Genomic DNA, 21,335 nt, shown 5'->3' on the forward strand with positions numbered 1-21,335 from the left:
AATATGGGAAAAACATTATATGAAAAAATATATAATAAACATATTATTTGTAATATAAAAAAAAATAATAATTTATTATATATTGACAGACATTTTATTCATGAAGTAACTTCTCCTCAAGCATTTGAAGGTTTAAGAAATAAAAATAGAAAGGTTTATAGATCAGATAAAACATTTGCAACAATGGATCATAATGTTTCTACGAAAATTAAAAATATTAATGCATCTGGATATATAGCAAAAAAACAAATGGAAACACTTATTAAAAATTGTCATGATTTTAATATAAAATTATATGATCTTCATCATCCTTTACAAGGAATAGTACATGTTATAGGTCCAGAACAAGGTATCACATTACCAGGAATGACTATTGTATGTGGTGATTCACATACTTCAACACATGGAGCATTTGGTTCATTATCTTTTGGAATAGGTACTTCTGAAGTAGAACATGTATTAGCTACCCAAACTTTAAAACAAAATCGTGCTAAAAATATGCTAATAAATATTACTGGTAATATACCTAAAAATATTACAGCAAAAGATATAATTTTATCAATTATAAAAAAAGTTGGCATTAGCGGGGGTAATGGATATATTATTGAATATAGTGGAAATGTTATAAAAAAATTAAGTATGGAATCTAGAATGACAATTTGTAATATGTCTATTGAAATGGGTGCTAGAACAGGATTAATTGCACCAGATAATATTACATTTCAATATTTAAAAAATAGAAAGTTTACTCCTAAAAAACAATTATGGCAACAAGCGAAAAAATATTGGAAAACATTATATAGTGATTATAATGCTAAATTTGATAAAATTATTAATATAAATATTTCAGAATTAACACCTCAAATTTCTTGGGGGACTAATCCAGAACAAATTATAGGTATAGATGAATGTATTCCTTTAATTAATTCTTATAAAGATATAAATAAAAAAAAATTGGCTATAAAAGCATTAAAATATATGAATTTATATGAAGGAACAAAATTAATTAATATAAAAATCAATAAAGTTTTTATTGGTTCTTGTACAAATTCTAGAATTGAAGATTTAAGATCTGCTGCAAATATTATTATAGGTAAAAAAATTGCTTCTCATGTTATAGCAATAGTCGTGCCTGGTTCTAATATGGTAAAAAAACAAGCAGAAAAAGAAGGATTAGATGAAATTTTTAAAAATGCTGGTTTCGAATGGAGATATCCAGGTTGTTCTATGTGTTTGGCTATGAATAATGATAAATTAGAACCCATGGAAAGATGTGCGTCTACTAGTAATAGAAATTTTGAAGGACGTCAAGGAAGAGATAGCCGAACTCATTTAGTAAGTCCTATTATGGCTGCAATAACAGCTATATATGGTTATTTTATTAATATTAATACTTTATAAAATATATAATTATGAAAAAAAAATTTCAATATAATGGTATTATATTACCGTTAGATATTTCAAATATTGATACAGATGCTATTATACCAAAACAATTTTTAAAAAAAAATAGTAAAAAAGGGTTTGGTAAAAATTTATTTCATAACTGGAGATATTTGGATGAAAAAAATAAAATTATTAATCCTAATTTTATTCTAAATAAAAAAAAATTTAAAAATTCTCAAATTTTATTAACTAAAGAAAATTTTGGTTGTGGTTCTTCGCGCGAACATGCCCCATGGGCATTATTAGATTTTGGTTTCCATACTATTATTTCTTCTAGTTATGCAGATATATTTTATAATAATGCAATTAATAATAAATTATTATTAATTACTTTAAAAAAAAGTATTATTGAAAAATTATTTTTAATAATTAAACAATTTCCTGGAATAATTTGTTATATAAACTTAATTTATAAAACAATTACTATAAATAATCAATCTTTTACTTTTAAAATAAAAAAAGATATAATTAATTTTATTACAAATAATTTAGATCAAATAGATTTAACTATGAAATATTCTAAAGAAATTTATGTATTTGAAAAAACATATTTTAAATTTTTTTAAAATGAGAAAATTATTCAATGCGTATAATTTTATTAGGACCTCCAGGAGTAGGTAAAGGTACTTATGCAAGATTTATATCTGAAAAATATAATTTAATTAATATTTCTATAGGAGATATAATAAGAAATTTTTTATTAAATAATAAAAATTTATTATTAACCAATAAATTAAACAAATTTATTCATAAAGGAGTTATGATTCCTGATGATATCATCTTTAATATTGTAAAAACAAAACTATTTAATATAAATTATAATAAAGGTTTTTTGTTAGATGGATTTCCTAGAAACATTTTACAAGCTCATATTTTAAAAAAAGAAAAAATTAATATAAATATAATTTTAGAATTATATATTCCAAATACTGAAATAATTCAAAGAATTATAGGTAGAAGAATACATTTACCTTCTGGAAGAATTTACCATACTATTTTAAATCCTCCAAAAATAAAAGATAGGGATGATATTACTGGAGAAAAATTAATAACTAGAACAGATGATAATATTATAATAATTAATAATCGTTTAAAAGAATATTCAAAACAAACTAAACCATTAATAAAATATTATAAAAAAGAATTTTTAAAAAATAAAATTTTATATAAAAAAATTTATAATACATTACCTATTGTAGATGTGCAAAAACAAATAGATAATATCTTACAATCTTTTAAAATAAAAAAAATTTAATTTTAATTAAATACTATTTTTTATTTTAAGAATTAATTAAATAGTTATATTTATAATAATTTGTTTATTTATTTTAAATTTGATATTATTAGTAAATCTGAAATACAAATAATATGGATTATAATCTATATGTTTACTGGAAGTATTGTAGCACTTATAACTCCAATGGATATTAAAGGTAATATTTGTAAAAATAGTTTAAAAAAACTTATTAATTACCATATTGATAGTGGTACAAAAGCTATTGTTATTATGGGAACTACTGGTGAATCTTCTACATGTACTTATAATGAACGTATAAGTACAATAATGTATGCATTAGATTTTGCAAAAAAAAAAATACCTATTATAGCAGGTACAGGATTTAATTCAACATCTAAAAGTATATCTATAATATCTAATCTTGAAAATTCAGGAATTATTGGTTGTTTAAATGTTACCCCATATTATAATCGGCCTACTCAAGAGGGTTTATATCAACATTTTAAAGAAATTGCAAATAGTACAAAATTACCTCAAATATTATATAATGTTCCATCACGTACTGGATGTGATTTATTACCAAAAACTATATATAAATTATCTAAAATTAATAATATAATAGGTATTAAAGAAGCTACTGGTGATTTATCTCGTGTAAATAAAATTAGAAATTTAATTAATAAAAATTTTTTTTTAATTAGTGGAGATGATAAAACTTCTTTTGAATTTATGTTATTAGGAGGAGATGGAGTTATATCTGTTACAGCTAATATTGCCGCTGTAGAAATGAAAAAATTTTGTTTTTATATGAAAAATAATAAAATTATTAAAGCAAAAAAAATAAATCAACACTTAAATATATTACATAATCAATTATTTATTGAATCTAATCCTATACCCATAAAATGGGTAGCAAAAAGATTAGGATTAATTATTAGTGATAAAATGAGACTTCCTATGACACCACTTAAAAAGTGTAATCAGAAAATTTTAGAAATAACATTAAAAAAATTAAAATTAATATAATCTACTTAAATTAGTTATTTTAGATAAAAATTTTTTTATTTTACTTAGAATTAAAATTCTATTTCTTTTTATTTTATCATCTTTATGATTAATTATTACTTTATTAAAAAAAATATTTATTGGATAAAATAATTCTGATAATATTAATAATATTTTATAAAATTCATTATTTTTTATTTGATATTTAATAATTTTAGATAATTTACGTATATGATTAAATAATATAAATTCCTCTTTATATTCTAATAAAGAAACATTAATATCATCATTAATATTTATATATATATTATTTTTAAATAAAATTTTATTAATTCTTTTATCAGTTAAAATTAAAAGTTTACTTTGTTTTTTTTCAATTTTAAAAAACATATCTAATGCTTTTATTTTAAGATCTAAAATTACTAAATTATTAATTTTTTTATCTAGAATAGAAGTAATAATATTTTTTTGATAACCTAAAAAAATATACCAATTTTTACATCTATCATATAAAAAAGAAATTATATTAGTTATAATTTCTTTTTTATATGAATTATCTTCTATCTTATATAAAGATAAACTAAAATTAATTAATTTTATTAAGTCAATGTTTAATTTATTTTTTATAATAATTTGTATAATACATAAAGTAATATTTTTTAAAGCATAAGGATCTTTATTACCTTTAGGAATTAAAGATATACTAAATATTCCTACTAAAGTATCTATTTTATCTGCAATAAATAAAATACAAGAAATAATATTTTTAGGTATCAAATTATTTTTCTTATACTGATATTGTTCTTTAATTGCTATAATAACATCTATATTTTCTTTATTATATTTAGCATAATACATGCCAACAAGACCTTGTAATTCTGGAAACTCATAAACCATTTGTGTTGCTAGATCACATTTAAATAATCTACTTGCTCTAATACAATTTAAATAATTAACATTTTTAACTGTTTTAGTTATAAATTTAGATATCATTTCAATGCGTATAATTTTTTCAAATAAATTACCTAATTTATTTTGAAAAATAATATTTTTTAATTTTTCTAAAAAATTTTCAAATTTTATTTTTAAATCATTTTTTAAAAAAAATTTAATATCTTCAAATTTTGAAGTAAGTACTTTTTCATTACTATGAATAATAACTTCATTATTTTCGGTTTTAATATTTATTAATATAATAAAAGAAGTTAATAAATTATTTTTTTTATCATATAAAGGAATATATTTTTGATATTTTATCATTACATATTCTAATATTTTAGATGGTAATACTAAAAACTTTTTATGAAATTTTCCTACTAAAAGTACAGGCCACTCAACCATCGAAGTTAATTCTTCTAAAAAATAATTATTAATTTTTACAATTGCCTTCAAGTTATTTGTAATATTTTTTATATTATTAAGAATAATATTTTTACGTTTTATAAAATCAACGACAATTTTACCTTCTTTAAATAATAAATCTTCATATTCCTTTGCATGTTTTAAAATAATTGTTTTTTCACACATAAATCTATGTCCTTGAATAATATTATTAGATTGAATATTTAACAATTTTTGTTTAATATTTTCTTTTCCAAGAACAAATACTATATTTCTTATAGGTCTAATAAATTTAAATATATTTTTTTCCCAATACATAAAATGAGGAAAAGAAACTATTTCTTTTAAAGAATTTATTAACATATTAGATAATAAATTTTTAATATGTAATCCTTTAATTTCTTTTTTATAAAAAATATAATTATTTTTATATATTAAATTATTATTATTTTTAATATTATATTTTTTTATCCAAAACTTAACTTGTTTATTTGTAAAAATTTCTTCTTCTTTATTTACAAAAGGTCCTTTAATTACATGTTGAAAATTAGTTTGTATCACATTTAATAAATATATTTGTATTGCAATACGTCTAGAAGTAAAAAAACATTTTATTGTTTTATATGTAAAATAATTTTTTTTTAGTTCATTTTTAAAATTTTTTAAAATTGTTTGAGATAATTTTAATAAATAATTAGCAGGTATTTCTTCTATACCTATCTCTAATAATAAAATGTTATTATCCATAAAATTATATTACCTAATTATTAAGAATTTTAACTTATAAAATCACAATATTTTATAACAATTAATTTAGTCATACTACGTAATTTTAAAATATATCTTTGTCGTTCTGTATGAGATAAAGATTTACGTGCTTCTAACAAGTTAAAACAATGTGAAGCTTTTAAAAGTTTTTCATATGCAGGAAAAATTAATGGTTGTTTTAATTTTAATAAAGTATTAATTTCTTTTTCATATTGTTGAAAACATAAATTAATGAAATTAATATCTGTATATTCAAAATTATAAATAGATTGTTCAAGTTCATTTTTATAAAAAAAATCACCATATGTAATATATTTATTCTTATTTTTATTCCATACTATATGAAATATATTATTTATATTTTGTATATGCATAGCTAATCGTTCTAAACCATAAGTAATTTCTCCTGTAATTGGATCACAATTTATTCCTCCCATTTGTTGAAAATATGTAAATTGAGTAATTTCTATTCCATTTAACCATATTTCCCAACCAATCCCATGAGCTCCTAAAGTAGGATTTTCCCAATTATCATCTATAAAACGAATATCATTATTTTTTAAATCTAATTTTAATTTTTTTAGAGATTCAAAATATAAAAATTGAAAATTATAAGGTGGAGGTTTCATTATTACTTGAAATTGATAATATTGTTGTAATCTATTAGAATTATTAGCATATCTTCCATCTGAAGGTCTTCTAGATAATTGTACATAAGCTATTTTTATTGGTTTATTACCTATTGCGTATAAACATGTCATTGGATGAGATGTTGCTGCTCCTACTTCTATATCAATTGGTTCAATAATACTACAACCTTGTTTTGCCCAATAATTTTTTAAAATTAAAATCATACCTTGAAAAGTTTTTTCACTAAATATTTTCATATTTCAAATTTATTAAATTTTTTATTTTAACATGATCATTATATATTATTTTATATTAAAAGATACAAATTAAAATTTAACATATTTTTTTTATAGAAAAAAATAATGTTAAAATAATTTATTATTAATAAAATTTAAAATAAAATTATTTTATTTTATTATAAATAATAACAGGAACTAATTGTGAATATAAATGATATATATAATAAAATTTTTTTAAAAAAAGAAAAAAATGAATATAATAAATTAATTACTAAAGCTACAAATTTAGCAATTTTATTATCTATAATACTATTAATATTAAAATTATTGGCTTGGTGGGAAACTAAATCTATAAGTATGTTAGCAGCATCTATAGATTCATTAATTGATATTACATCTTCAACAATTAATTTATTAATTATATATTATTCTTTACAACCAGCAGATTCAGAACATACTTTTGGTCATGGCAAAGCTGAATCATTATCTGCTTTAGCTCAAAGTATTTTTATTTGTGGAACAGCAATATTTTTATTTTTAAATAGTTTATATTATATATCTCATCCTACAAAAATATATTATCCTATAATAGGAATATTAGTTATTATTATTTCATTTTTTTTAACTTTAATATTAGTTATTTTTCAAAAAAAAGTTATAGCAGAAACAAATAGTCAAGCAACTCATGCTGATATGATACATTATGAATCAGATATTCTAATTAATACGGCAATTTTATTAGCTTTGATTTTAAATATTTTAAATATAAAAAAAGCAGATTCTTTTATAGCATTAATTATAAGTATATTTATTTTTTATAATTCTTTTAAAGTAGGATATAAAGCAATACAATCTTTATTAGACAGATCTTTACCAGACAAAGAAAAAAAAATTATAATAAATTTAATAACATCTTGGCCTAAAGTTAAAGGAGCACATCAATTAAAAACAAGACAATCAGGTCCTACTCGTTTTATACAACTTCATTTAGTATTAGAGGATAATTTACCTTTATTAGAATCACATTCAATTGCAAAAAAAATAGAGAAAGCTTTAAATAAAAAATTTCCTTATTCGGATATAATTATTCATCAAGATCCATATTCTATTGTATCTGAAAAATATAGAGGTTTTTTTAAAAATTAATTATTAATAAAATTATACATTTTGAGGTATTTTATGATTCAAAAAATTGGTGTTCTTACAAGTGGGGGAGATGCACCTGGCATGAATGCAGCTATAAGAGGTGTTGTTAGAACTGCTATTAGTTATAATATTGAAGTATTTGGAATATATAATGGTTATATGGGATTATATAATAATAATATTATTAAATTAAATAGATATAGTGTATCTGATATAATTAATAAAGGAGGTACTTTTTTAGGATCTGCACGTTTTCCTCAATTTAAAAATAAAAAAATACGTTCTATTGCTATAAATAATATGAAAAAACATGGTATTAATGCATTAGTTGTAATAGGTGGTGATGGAACATACATGGGAGCTAAATTATTAACAGAAATGGGTTTTCCTTGTATAGGAATACCAGGAACAATAGATAATGATGTAGTAGGTACTGATTATAGTATTGGTTATTTTACAGCTTTGGAAACTATAGTAGAAGCAATAGATAAATTAAGAGATACTTCTACTTCTCATCAAAGAATCTCTCTTATAGAAATTATGGGAAGATACTGCGGAGATTTAACCTTAGCTGCAGCTATCGCAGGAGGATGTGAATTTATTGTTTTACCTGAAATTGATTATAATCAAGAAGATTTGGTTAAAGAAATAAAATTAGGAATAGAAAAAGGTAAAAAACATGCAATAGTATTGATTACAGAATTTATTTGTGATATTAATAAATTAGCCAGGTTTATCCAAAAAAAAATTAAACGTGAAACAAGAACTACAGTTTTAGGTTATCTACAAAGAGGAGGATCTCCTGTAGCATATGACCGTATTTTAGGATCAAGAATGGGGTCTTATTCAGTTGAATTATTATATAAAGGATATAGTGGAAAATGTATAGGAACTCAAAATGATAAAATGGTATATCATGATATTATAGATGCTATTTTAAATATGAAAAAAATTTTTAAAAAAGATTTATTAAATATTGCTAAAAAATTATATTAATTAATAAATTAAAATTGAGATATAAATATGTATAAAATACAATTTTTTAAAAGAATAAAGACAGGAAAAAGTTTTAGTAGACGTTTAAGAATAAATAATCAAATTCCAGCAATTGTTTATGGTAAAAAAATAAAAACACTGCCTATTATTATAAATAATAACGATATAACTCATATTAATTTGCAAAATTTTTTTAAAAAAAAAATTTTATTAACTTTAATAAATGAAAAAAATATTTTATTTAAAGTAAAAATTATAAATATTCAATATCATCCTTTTAAAATTAATAAACTATATCATATAGATTTTATTATTATATAATAATTAATGTTAAAAATTCAAAATCTTTATTTAAAATAAAGATAAATAATTATTTAATCCTTTTATAAAAATTTTATTATTTATATTTTTAATACATTACTCATATTATACATACCAGTTTTTTTTGTATATAACCAAATAGCAGCTTTAATTGCACCTTCTGCAAATGACTTTCTATTAGATGCTCTATGAATTAATTCAATTTGTTCTCCAATAAAAGAAAATAAAACATTATGTTCTCCATATAAATCAGCAGCTCTAATAGAATGACATTTAATTTTTTTTTTAAAATTATATTTTTTATAGGTTTTAATTATATTATTTTTTAATGATAAAGCTGTTCCAGAAGGAGCATCTATTTTATTTTTATGATGTTTTTCTATTATATCTATATCTATTTTATTTTCTAATTTATTTTTACAAAAAATTTTTGTAATATTTTCTAAAATTTTTAATAAAATATTAATACCCAAACTAAAATTAGAAGATAAAATAATAGCTATATTTTTTGATATTTTCTTAATTATTAATTTTTGTTGTATACTAAAACCTGTGGTACCAATCACAATTTTTTTATTATATGACTTACATATATGAAGATGTTCTATAGTTGATTTAGGATTTGTAAAATCTATTAAAATATCAAAATAATTTATGATGTCTATCAAATTAGATTTAATATTTAAAAAATTAGATTTATAAAGAATTTTTTTTTTTTCTTTCAAGGAAGATTTTGTTTCTATAACCCCATTTAATAAAATATTTTTTATTGTTTGAGTATTTAATAGTTTTAAAATACTTTGCCCCATACGCCCATTAATTCCTGCAATAGCTAAACGAATTTGATTTTTATTCATAAATATAAACCTATAAAATATATTATTTTTAAAATGATAGAAAAATATTATTTTTTAATATAACAATAAAACCAATAAAAATTAAAATATCTGCAAAATTAAAAATAGGAAATTGATAATTAAAAATATGTATATTGATAAAATCTATTACAAAACCACAATAAATTCTATTAATTAGATTACTTAATATTCCACTAATTATAAAATTATATGATAACTGAATATTTTTATTTTTTAATAAAAATTTAATATAAAATAAAATTAAAATACTTATCATTGTAAAAAAATAAATAGTAATTTTATTGTTTTTTAAAAAACCTAAACTAATACCATAGTTACGTATATAAGTAAAATTTATATAATTATTTATATAATAATATTCATATAATTTTATATTTTTAATAATTAAAATTTTACTAAAAAAATCTATAATTATAAGTAATATAATATAAATATTAAATAAATATTTTATTGTTTTAAACAAAATATTAAATAAATAGACGTTTTTCTCCATTTCCTGTCATATTTAATTGACAACGATTACAAATATTATTTACTATATGTTTTTCATGATACCAACAACGTTGACACTTCATATATTTTGATTTCATAATTTGAAATTTTTGTATTAATTTATTTTTAATTTCTGTTTTTTCTAAAAAAATAGTAATATTAGAAATTAGTAATAAAAAACGTAATTCTGAACCTAATAATGATAACCTATCATAAGTATCTTTTTTTACAAATACAATTATATCTACTTCTAAAGAACTTTTAATAATTTTTTTATTTCTTGCAAATTCTATAATTTGATTAATTTCATTTTTAAAAATAAAAATATCATTCCAATATTCATTATTCATGATGTCTTTTGATGAAAAATAAAATAAATTAGAATACCATTCTTCCATAAAAATATATTTACTTCTTAACCCAGGAATATAATTCCAAATTTCATGAGCTGTAAAAGATAATATTGGAGCAATCCATCTTACTAAAGATTCAAGAATCATATATAGAGCAGTTTGACAACTTAATCTTTCTATACTACATTTTTTAAATGTATATTGTCTATCTTTAATAATATCAAAATATATTGAACCTAAATCTATAGAACAAAATTGTATTATTTCTTTAATAACATTTTGTATATTATATATTTTATAATATTTAATAATTTTATTTTGCACAATTTTTGTTTTATTAATAATCCATTTATCCAAAATTACCATTTTACTCGGTTCTACTATATTTTTATCTGGTTTAAAATCATATAAATTTGATAATAAAAATCTAGCTGTGTTACGAATACGTCTGTAAATTTCTGTAATTCTTTTTAAAATGTCATTAGACATATTAATTTCATTAGAATAATCTGTAGAAGCTACCCATAATCTAAGAATATCACTACCTAAATTAGTTATTATATCTTGAGGTTTAATAATATTACCTAAAGATTTAGACATTTTTTTTCCTTGACTATCTACAGTAAATCCATGACTAATAACTGTTTTATAAGGAGGATGACGATGTATGATGAATGAAATAATTAATGATGATATAAACCATCCTCTATATTGATCTGTTCCTTCTAAATACATATCAATAGTATTATTTTTAAATTCTTTAATTTGATTTATAATTGAATTGTAAGTTGAACCTGAATCAAACCATACATCTAATGTATCTGTAACTTTTTCATAAAAAATAGAATCATTACCTAAAAATTCTTTAATATCTAAATCCCACCATGCTTGTATACCTTTTTGTTCAATTATACAAGCTATTTTTTCAATAAATTTTAATGAATGACTGTGTATTTTTTGTGTTTTTTTATGAATAAATAAAGGAATTGGAATGCCCCAAATTCTTTGTCTAGAAATACACCAATCAGGTCTTTTATCTAACATAATAGACATTTTTTTATATCCCCAATTAGGTATCCATTTTACTTTTTTAATTGATTTTTTTACTAGTTGTCTAAAATTATCTTTATCTATATTAATAAACCATTGTGGGGTAGATATATAAATAATTGGAATTTTATGACGCCAACAATATGGATATTTATGTATATAATCATCTATTAAAAATAATGACTCTTTTTTTTTTAAAATATCTAATATTATTTTTTGTGAATAAAATACATTAATATTATCTAATTTAGGATGAATACCTTTTATAAAAAATCCTTTTTTATCTATAATATTTTTCATAGGTTTTATATTATGTTGATGACATATATTATAATCATCTAATCCGTGATTAGGAGCTATATGAACAATACCAGTACCTGATTGTTCAGAAACATAATTATTTATAATTAAATATGAAATTTTATTATTTAAAGGATTATATATTAATAAATTTTTAAAATTTTGGCCTTGTATTTCTCCTAAAATTTTCCAATTTATAATTTTTGCTTTATTCATAATAATATTTACTAAGTTTTTTGCTATAATTATAATATCTTTATTAATTTTAATTAATTGATAATATATTTTTGGATTAATAACAATTGCTTGATTTGCTGGTATACTCCACGGTGTAGTAGTCCATATTAAAAAAGAAATATTATTATTATTCTTTATTTTTAAATTTAAAATTTTTGAAAAAAAATCATTATTAACAATAGTAAATTTAATATAACATGTTAATGTTTTTTTCTTTATATAATTTACTTCAGCTTCTGCTAAAGAAGAAATGCATTTTATACACCAATATACTGGTTTTACTCCTTTATATATATAATTATGTTTAATAACTTTACCTAAAGTACGTACAATATTTGCTTCTGTTTTAAAATTCATTGTTAAATAAGGATTTAACCAATCAGCTAATATTCCTAATCTAATAAAATCTTTTTTTTGTCTGGAAATTTGTTTTAAAACATATTTTCTACATTCAATTCTAAATTCTTTTTTAGAAAAATTTTTGTTCTTATTTTTTAAAATTTTTTCTACTTTTTGTTCTATAGGTAAACCATGACAATCCCATCCAGGAACAAAAGGAGTATAATAACCATTCATATTTTTAGATTTTAAAATAATATCTTTTAAAATTTTATTAAAAGCATGTCCAATGTGAATATCACCATTTGCATAAGGTGGTCCATCATGTAAAATAAATTTTCTTTTTTTTTGTTTTTTTATATTCAAAATTTTTTTATATAAATTATCTTTTTCCCATTGTTTTAATATTATTAATTCATTAGTTGCTAAATTAGCTTTCATTGGAAATTTTGTTTTTGGTAAATTTAATTGAAATTTATTTTTCATACTTATCATCTTTAATTTTGAAATTTATTTCAAATATAAAATTTTATTTTATTTATTTAAGAATATTATATATAATAATATTTTATGTAAATATTTTATAAAAATAAAATATAATAAGTATTATAATTATTGGATATTATATGGCTAACATAAAATCATCTAAAAAAAGAGTTTTAAAAGCAGAACAAAATAGACAACATAATATAAAATATCGTTCTATGTTACGTACTTTTATTAAAAAAGTTAATAATGCTATTTTTGAAAAAAATATTGAATTATCTAAAAAAATGTTTAGAAAAATGCAATCTATAATAGATAAACAAGCACAAAAAAATTTAATTCATAAAAATAAAGCATCTCGTTATAAATCTAGAATTTATAGTAAAATTACAAAAATCATCTAAATATTATTAAATTATGTAAAATTATAAAATTAATATAATTAATAGGTATTATATAATTAATATGCTAATTTCTTTGACAAGCAAAGCCGCAAAAAAAATAAAATCTTTAAATCATAAAAATATGAATTTTAGAGTATTTATTAAAGGTGGAGGATGTAGTGGTTTTAAATATGATTTTATATTAGATAAAATTATAAAAAAAAGTGATTTTTTAATAAAAACATTAGGTGTAAATATTATTATTGATATGATAAGTTTACAATATTTATCAGGAAGTATAATTGATTATATTGAAAATATTGAAGAAGCAAAATTTATTATTAAAAATCCATATATGAAAAATAAATGTAATTGTGGTTATTCTTTTGACATTTAATATTAAAACTAGAATTATTCTGTAAGAGGAAATATATGTCTAATACTAAATTAGTTTTATTACGTCATGGAGAAAGTGAATGGAATAAAAAAAATTTATTTACTGGTTGGCATGATATTGAATTAACCAAAGAAGGAGAAATTGAAGCAAAACAAGCAGGAAAAATTTTAAAAATAAATAATTTAAAATTTGATTATGCATATACATCTTTTTTAAAAAGAGCAATATGTACTTTGTGGTTAACATTAAATAAATTAGATCAATTATGGATACCTGTAAAAAAAACATGGAGATTAAATGAAAGACATTACGGAAAATTACAGGGGATGAATAAAAATCAAGCTATAAAAAAATTTGGTAAGGAACAAGTTAAACAATGGAGACGTAGTTTTAATATAGCTCCCCCCCCATTATCTATAGATGATTTCAGATGGCCTAGATTTGATTTTAAATATTCTAAATTAGAAGATTATCAATTACCTTTATCAGAAAGTTTATCTACAACTTTAAAAAGAGTAATACATGTATGGGATAATCATATATCTAATAAAATTAGAAATGGAGAACGTATTTTAATTGTTGCTCATGGTAATTCATTAAGAGCTTTAATAAAACATATAGAAAATATAAATGATAAAGATATTATCAATTTAAATATAGCTACGGGTATACCTATTATTTATGAATTTAATAATAATTTAGATTATATTAATAAATATTATTTAAATAATTAATAAAATACAATCTTCTAATATTTATTAGCAGATTGAATAGCTGTTACTGCAATAGTATAAATTATATCTTCGATAGAAGCTCCTCTTGAAAGATCATTAATTGGTTGTTTTATACCTTGTAAAATAGGTCCTATAGAAATAATATCAGAAGATCTTTGCACTGCTTTATATGTTGTATTACCTGTATTAAGATCAGGGAATATAATAATATTAGCTTTCCCTGCAACTAATGAGTTTGGAGCTTTATATTTAGCAACATCATTTATAACAGCTGTATCATATTGTAGAGGACCATCTATTAAAAGATTTGGTAGTTTATTTTTTACTAATTTAGTAGCTTTATATACTTTTTCCACTTCAACACCTTTAGCTGATGCACCTGTTGAGTAAGAAATCATTGCTACTTTAGGTCTAAAATTAAATAATTTACTAGTTTCTACTGATTGTATAGCTATTTCAGCTAATTGTTTATAATTAGGATTAGGATTAATTGCACAATCACCATATATTAATATATTTGTAGGTAATAACATAATAAATATAGATGAAATAATAGAATATTTAGATAAAGTTTTAATGATTTGTAATGCAGGTCTAATAGTATTAGCTGTAGTTGTATTAGCTCCTGAAACTATACCATCAACTTTATTTTCTTTTAACATCATAGTTGCTAAAAACATATTATCTTTTAATAATTGTATCGCCTCGTATTTTTTTAAAAATTTATTTTTTCTTATATATATTAATTTTTCTATATAATCATTTCTTATTAAATCTGGGTCTATAACATTAATATTATTAACAATAATATTGTTCTTTTTAGATATATTTATAATTTCTTCAATTTTTCCTAATAAAATACAATTAGCAATATTTTTTTCAGAACATATTGATGCTGCTTTTAAAATTCGTAATTCATTGCCTTCTGGTAATAAAATTGTTTTTTTAATTTTACTTGCTTTATTTAATAAATTATATTTAAAAATAAATGGAGAAATGTAAAATTTATAATTCAAATATTTTTGATTAAAAATATTTGAAGGAATGTATAATTTAGTATAATTAATAATATTTGTAATTAAATTAGTATCGTCTATTGGAAAATCATATTTATAAATATTTTCTAATTTTATAAAAGTATTATATAAATTATCTTCTATATAAAATATAGATATATTATTATTAATAATAATTTTAATAATTTTATCTATTATATTATTTTCATAAGTTTTATCATTTTTTATAAAATCTGTAAATAAAATTGTATTAAAAAAAATATTTTTAGATAATATTTTATATATATTTTTTATTATTTTTTCATTTTTAAAAGAAATAATTAGTAAGGATTTACTAAATTTTTGTGGATCTATAAATATTTTATTATCAAAGTAAATAATATATTTAATTTTTTTAAATTTAGTATTATTAATTACATTACAATTTAAATAATTACATATTAATTTTACATTAATACCAAATACAAAATTTTTTAACCATGGAATTAATATAATATTTTTTTTTTTGGGAAATAAAGGTTTTTTATGTACAAAATTATTTTTTTTTATATAAAAAAAATACTTAAAAATATTTAAATTATAAAAAAAAGGGTTATTATTTTGATATTCATATTTATTTTTAATAAATAAATATGTATTTTTAATATTAAAATTATTTAATTTTTTTTTAAAAAGAATTTTAATCTTAGATTCTATTTTTTCTAAATTTTTATTTATTAATGATATTGATGTAACAAAAATTATTTTTGCATTAAATATATTTGCTATATCGCAATTTAATTGAAAGATTAATTGTTTAATATAAATAGGAATTATACCTTCTATAAAAAGAATATCTGTATTGTGTATATCTTTATAAGATTTTTGAATTATATTATTTATAATATTGTTATATTCAATATTATTTTTTAATAAATTAATATTATTTATTTTTATTGGATCAATAGATTTTATATTAGAAAAATTATAGATATTTAAAATATTATTAGTATAATTAAAATTATAATTTTCTATATTAGAAATAGGTTTAAAAAAATTACATTTTAAATTATTATTTTTTATAATTTTTAAAATTCCTAAATTTATACTTGTAAAAAAATGTATATCTACATCTATTGGTATAGATATAATCACTTTTTTTTTAAACATTATTATATGCCTTTTTTATTTATTAGAAAAAATTATTTCATATTATGAATAATTTTAAATGTATCTTGTGATATCATTAATTCTTCATTTGTAGGAATAACTAATATAGGTCTACTTAAATTAGTACTTATAAGTCCAATTTTACCATATTTAATTTTATTATTTAATTTTTTATCAATAAAAAAATTTAAAATTTTTAATTTTTTTATTGTTTTTTCTCGAATTAATATACTATTTTCTCCAATACCACCTGTAAAAATTATAGCATGTATTTTATTTTGCATTAATATGCTATAAGATGCTATATATTTAGTTAAACTATGTACAAATACATCAGTAGCTATTTTAATATTATTGTTTTTAAAATAATTTTCTTCAATATATCTAAAATCACTAGTAATATTTGTTAATCCTAACATACCTGATTTTTTAGTTAAAATATTATAAATTTTATCTATACTAAGATTTAATTCATTAAACATATAAAAAATAATTGCTGGGTCAATATTACCACATCTAGTTCCCATTACTAATCCTTCTAAAGGTGTTAAACCCATAGAAGTATCTACACTTTTACCATTATTTATTGCAGTAATAGATGAACCATTACCTAAATGACATGAAATACAATTAAAATTATTTAATTTTATATTTAAAAATTTAGCTGCTTTTTTAGTAACATATTTATGGCTAGTACCATGTGCACCATAACGACGTATTTTATATTTTTCATAAAATTTAATAGGTAATGCGTATAAATATGATTCAATAGGTATTGTTTGATGGAAAGCTGTATCAAATACAGCAATTTGTTTAGATTTTAAATGTGGTAAAATTTTTTTTATTTCTTTTATACCTATTACTTGGATAGGATTGTGTAAAGGTGCAAAAACAGATGCTTTTTCTATTGCTTTAAGTACAATATCCGTAATTAATATAGAATTAGTAAATTTTTCACCACCATGTACTATACGGTGACCAACACCTATAATATTATTATATAGTAGTAAATATTTTTTTAATATTTCGTCTACTAAATAATTTAATATAAATTTATGAGTAATTTTATTATTAAATTTAATTTTATTTTTTTTTTTATTAAAATTCCATACAATTAAAGAACTATTATCATAAAAATTTTCAGCTAAACCAGATAATAAAATTTTTTTTTTGATAGGATTTATGACTGAAAATTTTAAAGAAGAACTACCACAATTAATCACAAGTATTAATTTATTTAACATTTTATATCCTATATATACATTTTATGTATAACTAATAATTATATATAAAAAATAATAAAATTATATATAAAATATATTATAAAAATTCTAAAATATATTATATACATAATTAATAATTTATTATATAATTAATTTTGTTAGGCGCATTGGCAGAATGGTTATGCAGAGGATTGCAAATCCTCTTATTTCGGTTCAATTCCGAGATGCGCCTAAAATTCTCTTACCCAGATGGTGGAATTGGTAGACACAAGGGACTTAAAATCCCTCGGCATTTATATTGCTATGCGGGTTCAATTCCCGCTCTGGGTAAAATATAATAAATATTTTATAAAAAGTATTTATATTGTTGTAAAATATTATTGAAATAAATAAATAATAATGATTTATTATTAATTAATATATAATTATATAATTTTTTATCTATATAATTTAATGAATTTAATAAAATAAATATTATTAAACATCCTTTTAATAATCCAAAAAATAATCCTAATAATCTATTTATATTTTTAATATAAATATTTTTAATTTTAATATTTAAATAATTTTTAAAAATATACCCTAGTATTAAAATAAATATAAAATAAAAAAATAATAAAAAAATTTCTTTAAAATAAAAATTATTTATATTTATTTTTTTTATAAAAAGTAAATAATGATAATATTTTTTAAATAAATAAAAAGATATAAACCAAACAAAAATAGTTAATATCTCATTTATAAAACCTCTAAAAAAACTAATTATAGAAAAATACATTAATATAAATACAAATAAATAATCAATTATTGACATATAAATATATATTTTCTTTTTAAATAAAATAGAATGATATATTTAAAATAATTTTTTAAAAACTATAAAATTTTATTAAAAATATTCTTATTAAAAATAATAATTATATATATAACATTATATATATTTTTTAAAAATAATATTATTAAATTAATTTTTTTAAAATTAAATATAAATTATAATTAAAATAAGGGATACCAAAATGTTTTGGATATTCCACTTCCATTAAAAATAAACCATTAGGTTTAACTGTAAAAGCAGCTTTAGTTCTATCTTTAATTTTGATTAATTCTAACAACCAATCTTCTTTTTTACGACCAATACCAATTTCTATTAAACTACCTATAATATTTCTTACCATATGATATAAAAAAGCATTTGCTTTAATATCTATAAAAATATAATCTCCAAATTTTTTTATATTACAATACATGATTTTTCTAAAAGAAGAAATATTTTTTTTTTTACCAGATTGAAAAGATGAAAAATCATGTTCTCCTAATAAATATTGAATTGCATTTTTCATTCTTATGATATTTAATTTTTTTTTATATAAAGTAACTAAATCACTAAATATAGCAGATTTAAATATATTATTATAGATAATATAAACGTATCTACGAGATAAAGCACTAAATCTAGCATGAAAATCTTTTTTTACAGAAATTATCCATTTTATAACTATATCTTTAGGTAAAAGACTATTTATACCTAAAATCCAAGATTTTTTACTTCTAAAACTAGATGTTTCAAAATGAATTACTTGTCCTATACTATGTACACCTATATCAGTTCTACCTGCACAAAAAATAATTATATTATGATTAGCAATTTTAGAAATAACCTTTTCTAAATATCCTTGTATTGTTTTCTTATAATATATATTTTGTTTTTGCCATCCATGATAATTAGTACCATTATATTCAACTCCTAGTGCAAATTTATATTTTTTTATAAAATTAATATTCATGTTTTTTTATATAATTAAATAATTTTATTATGTTTAGTATTTTACTAAAAATTTAGTTACATTTTTAAAAAAATTATATAAAATGTTATTTTAATAAATCTTATTTAAAAATATCTAATAAAATTAAAATTTTATGAGTATAGATATGATAAAAATATATAAAAAATCTAATAAATTTATTTTTACAAAAATAAAATTAATAACTACTATATTTATAATATATTCAACAATTATATATGCTAACGAAAATATATTTAATATTGAATTACAACCATCTATTGATGCCAGATCTTATATCTTAATAGATTACAATACAGGTATAATTTTAACTGAAAAAAATTCAGATAAAATTCAAAAACCAGCTAGTTTAGCAAAAATTATGACTAGTTATGTAATTGGAAAAGCTTTAGCTAAAGGGAAATTACATCGTAATGATATTGTTACTATTAGTAAAAATGCTTGGGCTACAGGAAATAATGAATTTAATGGTTCATCGTTAATGTTTTTAAAAGTAGGAGATCATATTTCTGTAAATAATTTAATAAAAGGTATTATATTACAGTCAGGAAATGATGCTTGTGTTGCTATAGCTGAATATATATCTGGTAATCAACAAAATTTTGTAAATTTAATGAATTTTTATGCAAAAAAAATAGGATTAAAAAATACTATTTTTAAAAATGTACATGGATTAGATGAATCAGGACAATATACAACAGCGAAAGATATAGCTATTATGGGTAAATCTTTAATAAAAGATTTTCCTTATGAATATTCTATCTATAAAGAAAAAAGCTTTACTTTTAATCATATACATCAAAAAAATCGTAATTTATTATTATGGGATAAAACTCTACATGTAGATGGAATTAAAACAGGTCATACAAAAGATGCAGGTTATAATATTATAGCTTCTGCAACAAAAAATAATATGAGATTAATTGTTGTAATATTAGGTGATAAAACAGAACAAGATCGTAAAAAAAATAGTAAGAAATTATTAAATTGGGGTTTTGAAACATTTCGTACAATTCATCCAATTAAAAAATATCAAAAAATAGCGTCTATCCCAGTATTATATGGTCAAAAATCATATGTAAGAATTGGTATCAAAAATGATGTATATCTAACAATTTTTAAAAATCAAGAAAAAAAAATTAAAATTTTATATCATATTAAAAATAATAAAATTTTTGCTCCTATTTATAAAAATAAAATATTAGGACATGTTACTTTTATAATTAATAATCATATAATTGTAGATTATCCATTAATTTCGTTAGAAAATATTCCAAAAGGAAATTTTTTTGTTTGTTTTTTAGACTATATAAGATTATTATTAAGTAAATGGATTAATCAATAAAAAATTTATATAAATTAAAAAT

The 21,335-nt window shown here is 19.1% G+C and carries 20 protein-coding genes and 2 tRNA genes; 13 read left to right on the forward strand and 9 right to left on the reverse strand.

All coding sequences use genetic code 11. The annotated features are described in order from the left end of the window. The first annotated feature begins 3 nt into the window (after positions 1-3). From leuC to dapA, 4 genes are all read left to right on the forward strand, one after another. Positions 4-1,401, forward strand: coding sequence for a 3-isopropylmalate dehydratase large subunit (gene leuC / locus GJT95_RS00245; RefSeq protein ID WP_169785801.1), 1,398 nt, complete (start codon positions 4-6; stop codon positions 1,399-1,401). An 11-nt stretch (positions 1,402-1,412) separates the two neighbouring features. Beyond that, a complete protein-coding gene (gene leuD, locus GJT95_RS00250) occupies positions 1,413-2,012 on the forward strand; it encodes a 3-isopropylmalate dehydratase small subunit (protein ID WP_169785802.1) in 600 nt (199 codons plus the stop codon). Between the two features lie 17 nt (positions 2,013-2,029). Continuing rightward, positions 2,030-2,701 (forward strand): nucleoside monophosphate kinase, encoded by a 672-nt coding sequence (locus GJT95_RS00255; protein WP_169785803.1) that lies wholly within the window; start codon positions 2,030-2,032, stop codon positions 2,699-2,701. 129 nt (positions 2,702-2,830) lie between these two features. Beyond that, positions 2,831-3,709 (forward strand): 4-hydroxy-tetrahydrodipicolinate synthase, encoded by an 879-nt coding sequence (gene dapA / locus GJT95_RS00260; protein WP_169785804.1) that lies wholly within the window; start codon positions 2,831-2,833, stop codon positions 3,707-3,709. Here dapA and glyS read toward each other — a convergent pair. Beyond that, the gene (glyS, locus tag GJT95_RS00265; protein ID WP_169785805.1) at positions 3,701-5,776 is read right to left on the reverse strand and encodes a glycine--tRNA ligase subunit beta; all 2,076 of its coding nucleotides are present in this window, start codon (positions 5,774-5,776) and stop codon (positions 3,701-3,703) included. The genes dapA and glyS overlap by 9 nt on opposite strands. A gap of 29 nt (positions 5,777-5,805) precedes the next feature. After that, the gene (gene glyQ, locus GJT95_RS00270) at positions 5,806-6,684 is read right to left on the reverse strand and encodes a glycine--tRNA ligase subunit alpha (protein WP_169785806.1); all 879 of its coding nucleotides are present in this window, start codon (positions 6,682-6,684) and stop codon (positions 5,806-5,808) included. A 183-nt stretch (positions 6,685-6,867) separates the two neighbouring features. On the opposite strand from glyQ, the gene GJT95_RS00275 reads away from it, so the two are divergent. From GJT95_RS00275 to rplY, 3 genes are read left to right on the forward strand one after another with little or no spacing between them, the layout of a single operon-like run. Then, positions 6,868-7,812: a cation diffusion facilitator family transporter gene (locus GJT95_RS00275; RefSeq protein ID WP_281352183.1), complete on the forward strand. Its 945-nt coding sequence runs from the start codon at positions 6,868-6,870 to the stop codon at positions 7,810-7,812. 33 nt (positions 7,813-7,845) lie between these two features. Then, positions 7,846-8,808 (forward strand): 6-phosphofructokinase, encoded by a 963-nt coding sequence (gene pfkA, locus GJT95_RS00280; RefSeq protein WP_169785807.1) that lies wholly within the window; start codon positions 7,846-7,848, stop codon positions 8,806-8,808. 27 nt (positions 8,809-8,835) lie between these two features. Continuing rightward, complete coding sequence (gene rplY / locus GJT95_RS00285) at positions 8,836-9,129, forward strand: 50S ribosomal protein L25 (RefSeq protein ID WP_169785808.1); 294 nt, start codon at positions 8,836-8,838, stop codon at positions 9,127-9,129. Between the two features lie 80 nt (positions 9,130-9,209). On the opposite strand, the gene dapB is transcribed toward rplY, so the two are convergent. From dapB to ileS, 3 genes are read right to left on the reverse strand one after another with little or no spacing between them, the layout of a single operon-like run. Beyond that, the gene (gene dapB / locus GJT95_RS00290) at positions 9,210-9,986 is read right to left on the reverse strand and encodes a 4-hydroxy-tetrahydrodipicolinate reductase (protein ID WP_169785809.1); all 777 of its coding nucleotides are present in this window, start codon (positions 9,984-9,986) and stop codon (positions 9,210-9,212) included. Positions 9,987-10,014: 28 nt separating this feature from the next. Beyond that, entirely contained in the window at positions 10,015-10,500 is a 486-nt protein-coding gene (gene lspA, locus GJT95_RS00295) for a signal peptidase II (RefSeq protein WP_169785810.1), read from the reverse strand. Beyond that, a complete protein-coding gene (gene ileS / locus GJT95_RS00300) occupies positions 10,475-13,273 on the reverse strand; it encodes an isoleucine--tRNA ligase (RefSeq protein WP_169785811.1) in 2,799 nt (932 codons plus the stop codon). The genes lspA and ileS overlap by 26 nt, the downstream gene beginning before the upstream one ends. 131 nt (positions 13,274-13,404) lie before the next feature. On the opposite strand from ileS, the gene rpsT reads away from it, so the two are divergent. The 3 genes from rpsT (at position 13,405) to gpmA (ending at position 14,778) form a co-directional block, all read left to right on the forward strand. After that, positions 13,405-13,668, forward strand: coding sequence for a 30S ribosomal protein S20 (gene rpsT / locus GJT95_RS00305; protein WP_169785812.1), 264 nt, complete (start codon positions 13,405-13,407; stop codon positions 13,666-13,668). A gap of 61 nt (positions 13,669-13,729) precedes the next feature. Continuing rightward, positions 13,730-14,044 (forward strand): iron-sulfur cluster insertion protein ErpA, encoded by a 315-nt coding sequence (erpA, locus tag GJT95_RS00310; protein ID WP_169785813.1) that lies wholly within the window; start codon positions 13,730-13,732, stop codon positions 14,042-14,044. Positions 14,045-14,079: 35 nt separating this feature from the next. After that, positions 14,080-14,778 (forward strand): 2,3-diphosphoglycerate-dependent phosphoglycerate mutase, encoded by a 699-nt coding sequence (gpmA, locus tag GJT95_RS00315; protein WP_169785814.1) that lies wholly within the window; start codon positions 14,080-14,082, stop codon positions 14,776-14,778. Between the two features lie 14 nt (positions 14,779-14,792). On the opposite strand, the gene pta is transcribed toward gpmA, so the two are convergent. After that, positions 14,793-16,943 carry a phosphate acetyltransferase gene (gene pta, locus GJT95_RS00320; RefSeq protein WP_169785815.1) on the reverse strand — a complete coding sequence of 717 codons (2,151 nt, stop codon included), beginning with the start codon at positions 16,941-16,943 and terminating at the stop codon, positions 14,793-14,795. Between the two features lie 32 nt (positions 16,944-16,975). After that, positions 16,976-18,187 carry an acetate kinase gene (locus tag GJT95_RS00325; protein ID WP_169785816.1) on the reverse strand — a complete coding sequence of 404 codons (1,212 nt, stop codon included), beginning with the start codon at positions 18,185-18,187 and terminating at the stop codon, positions 16,976-16,978. A gap of 140 nt (positions 18,188-18,327) precedes the next feature. Between GJT95_RS00325 and GJT95_RS00330 the strand changes: the two genes are divergently transcribed. Both GJT95_RS00330 and GJT95_RS00335 read left to right on the forward strand, forming a co-directional pair. Then, positions 18,328-18,398 (forward strand) — tRNA-Cys (locus GJT95_RS00330). Positions 18,399-18,409: 11 nt separating this feature from the next. Continuing rightward, a tRNA-Leu gene (locus GJT95_RS00335) sits at positions 18,410-18,496 on the forward strand. 16 nt (positions 18,497-18,512) lie between these two features. On the opposite strand, the gene GJT95_RS00340 is transcribed toward GJT95_RS00335, so the two are convergent. Continuing rightward, complete coding sequence (locus tag GJT95_RS00340; RefSeq protein WP_169785817.1) at positions 18,513-18,980, reverse strand: CvpA family protein; 468 nt, start codon at positions 18,978-18,980, stop codon at positions 18,513-18,515. A gap of 145 nt (positions 18,981-19,125) precedes the next feature. Then, positions 19,126-19,950 carry a tRNA pseudouridine(38-40) synthase TruA gene (gene truA, locus GJT95_RS00345; protein WP_169785818.1) on the reverse strand — a complete coding sequence of 275 codons (825 nt, stop codon included), beginning with the start codon at positions 19,948-19,950 and terminating at the stop codon, positions 19,126-19,128. Positions 19,951-20,095: 145 nt separating this feature from the next. On the opposite strand from truA, the gene GJT95_RS00350 reads away from it, so the two are divergent. Further along, on the forward strand, positions 20,096-21,313 hold the full coding sequence (locus tag GJT95_RS00350; RefSeq protein ID WP_169785819.1) for a serine hydrolase: 1,218 nt from the start codon (positions 20,096-20,098) through the stop codon (positions 21,311-21,313). The last annotated feature ends 22 nt before the right edge of the window (positions 21,314-21,335 follow it).

This window comes from Enterobacteriaceae endosymbiont of Donacia crassipes (assembly GCF_012569785.1).
Classification (GTDB): domain Bacteria; phylum Pseudomonadota; class Gammaproteobacteria; order Enterobacterales; family Enterobacteriaceae.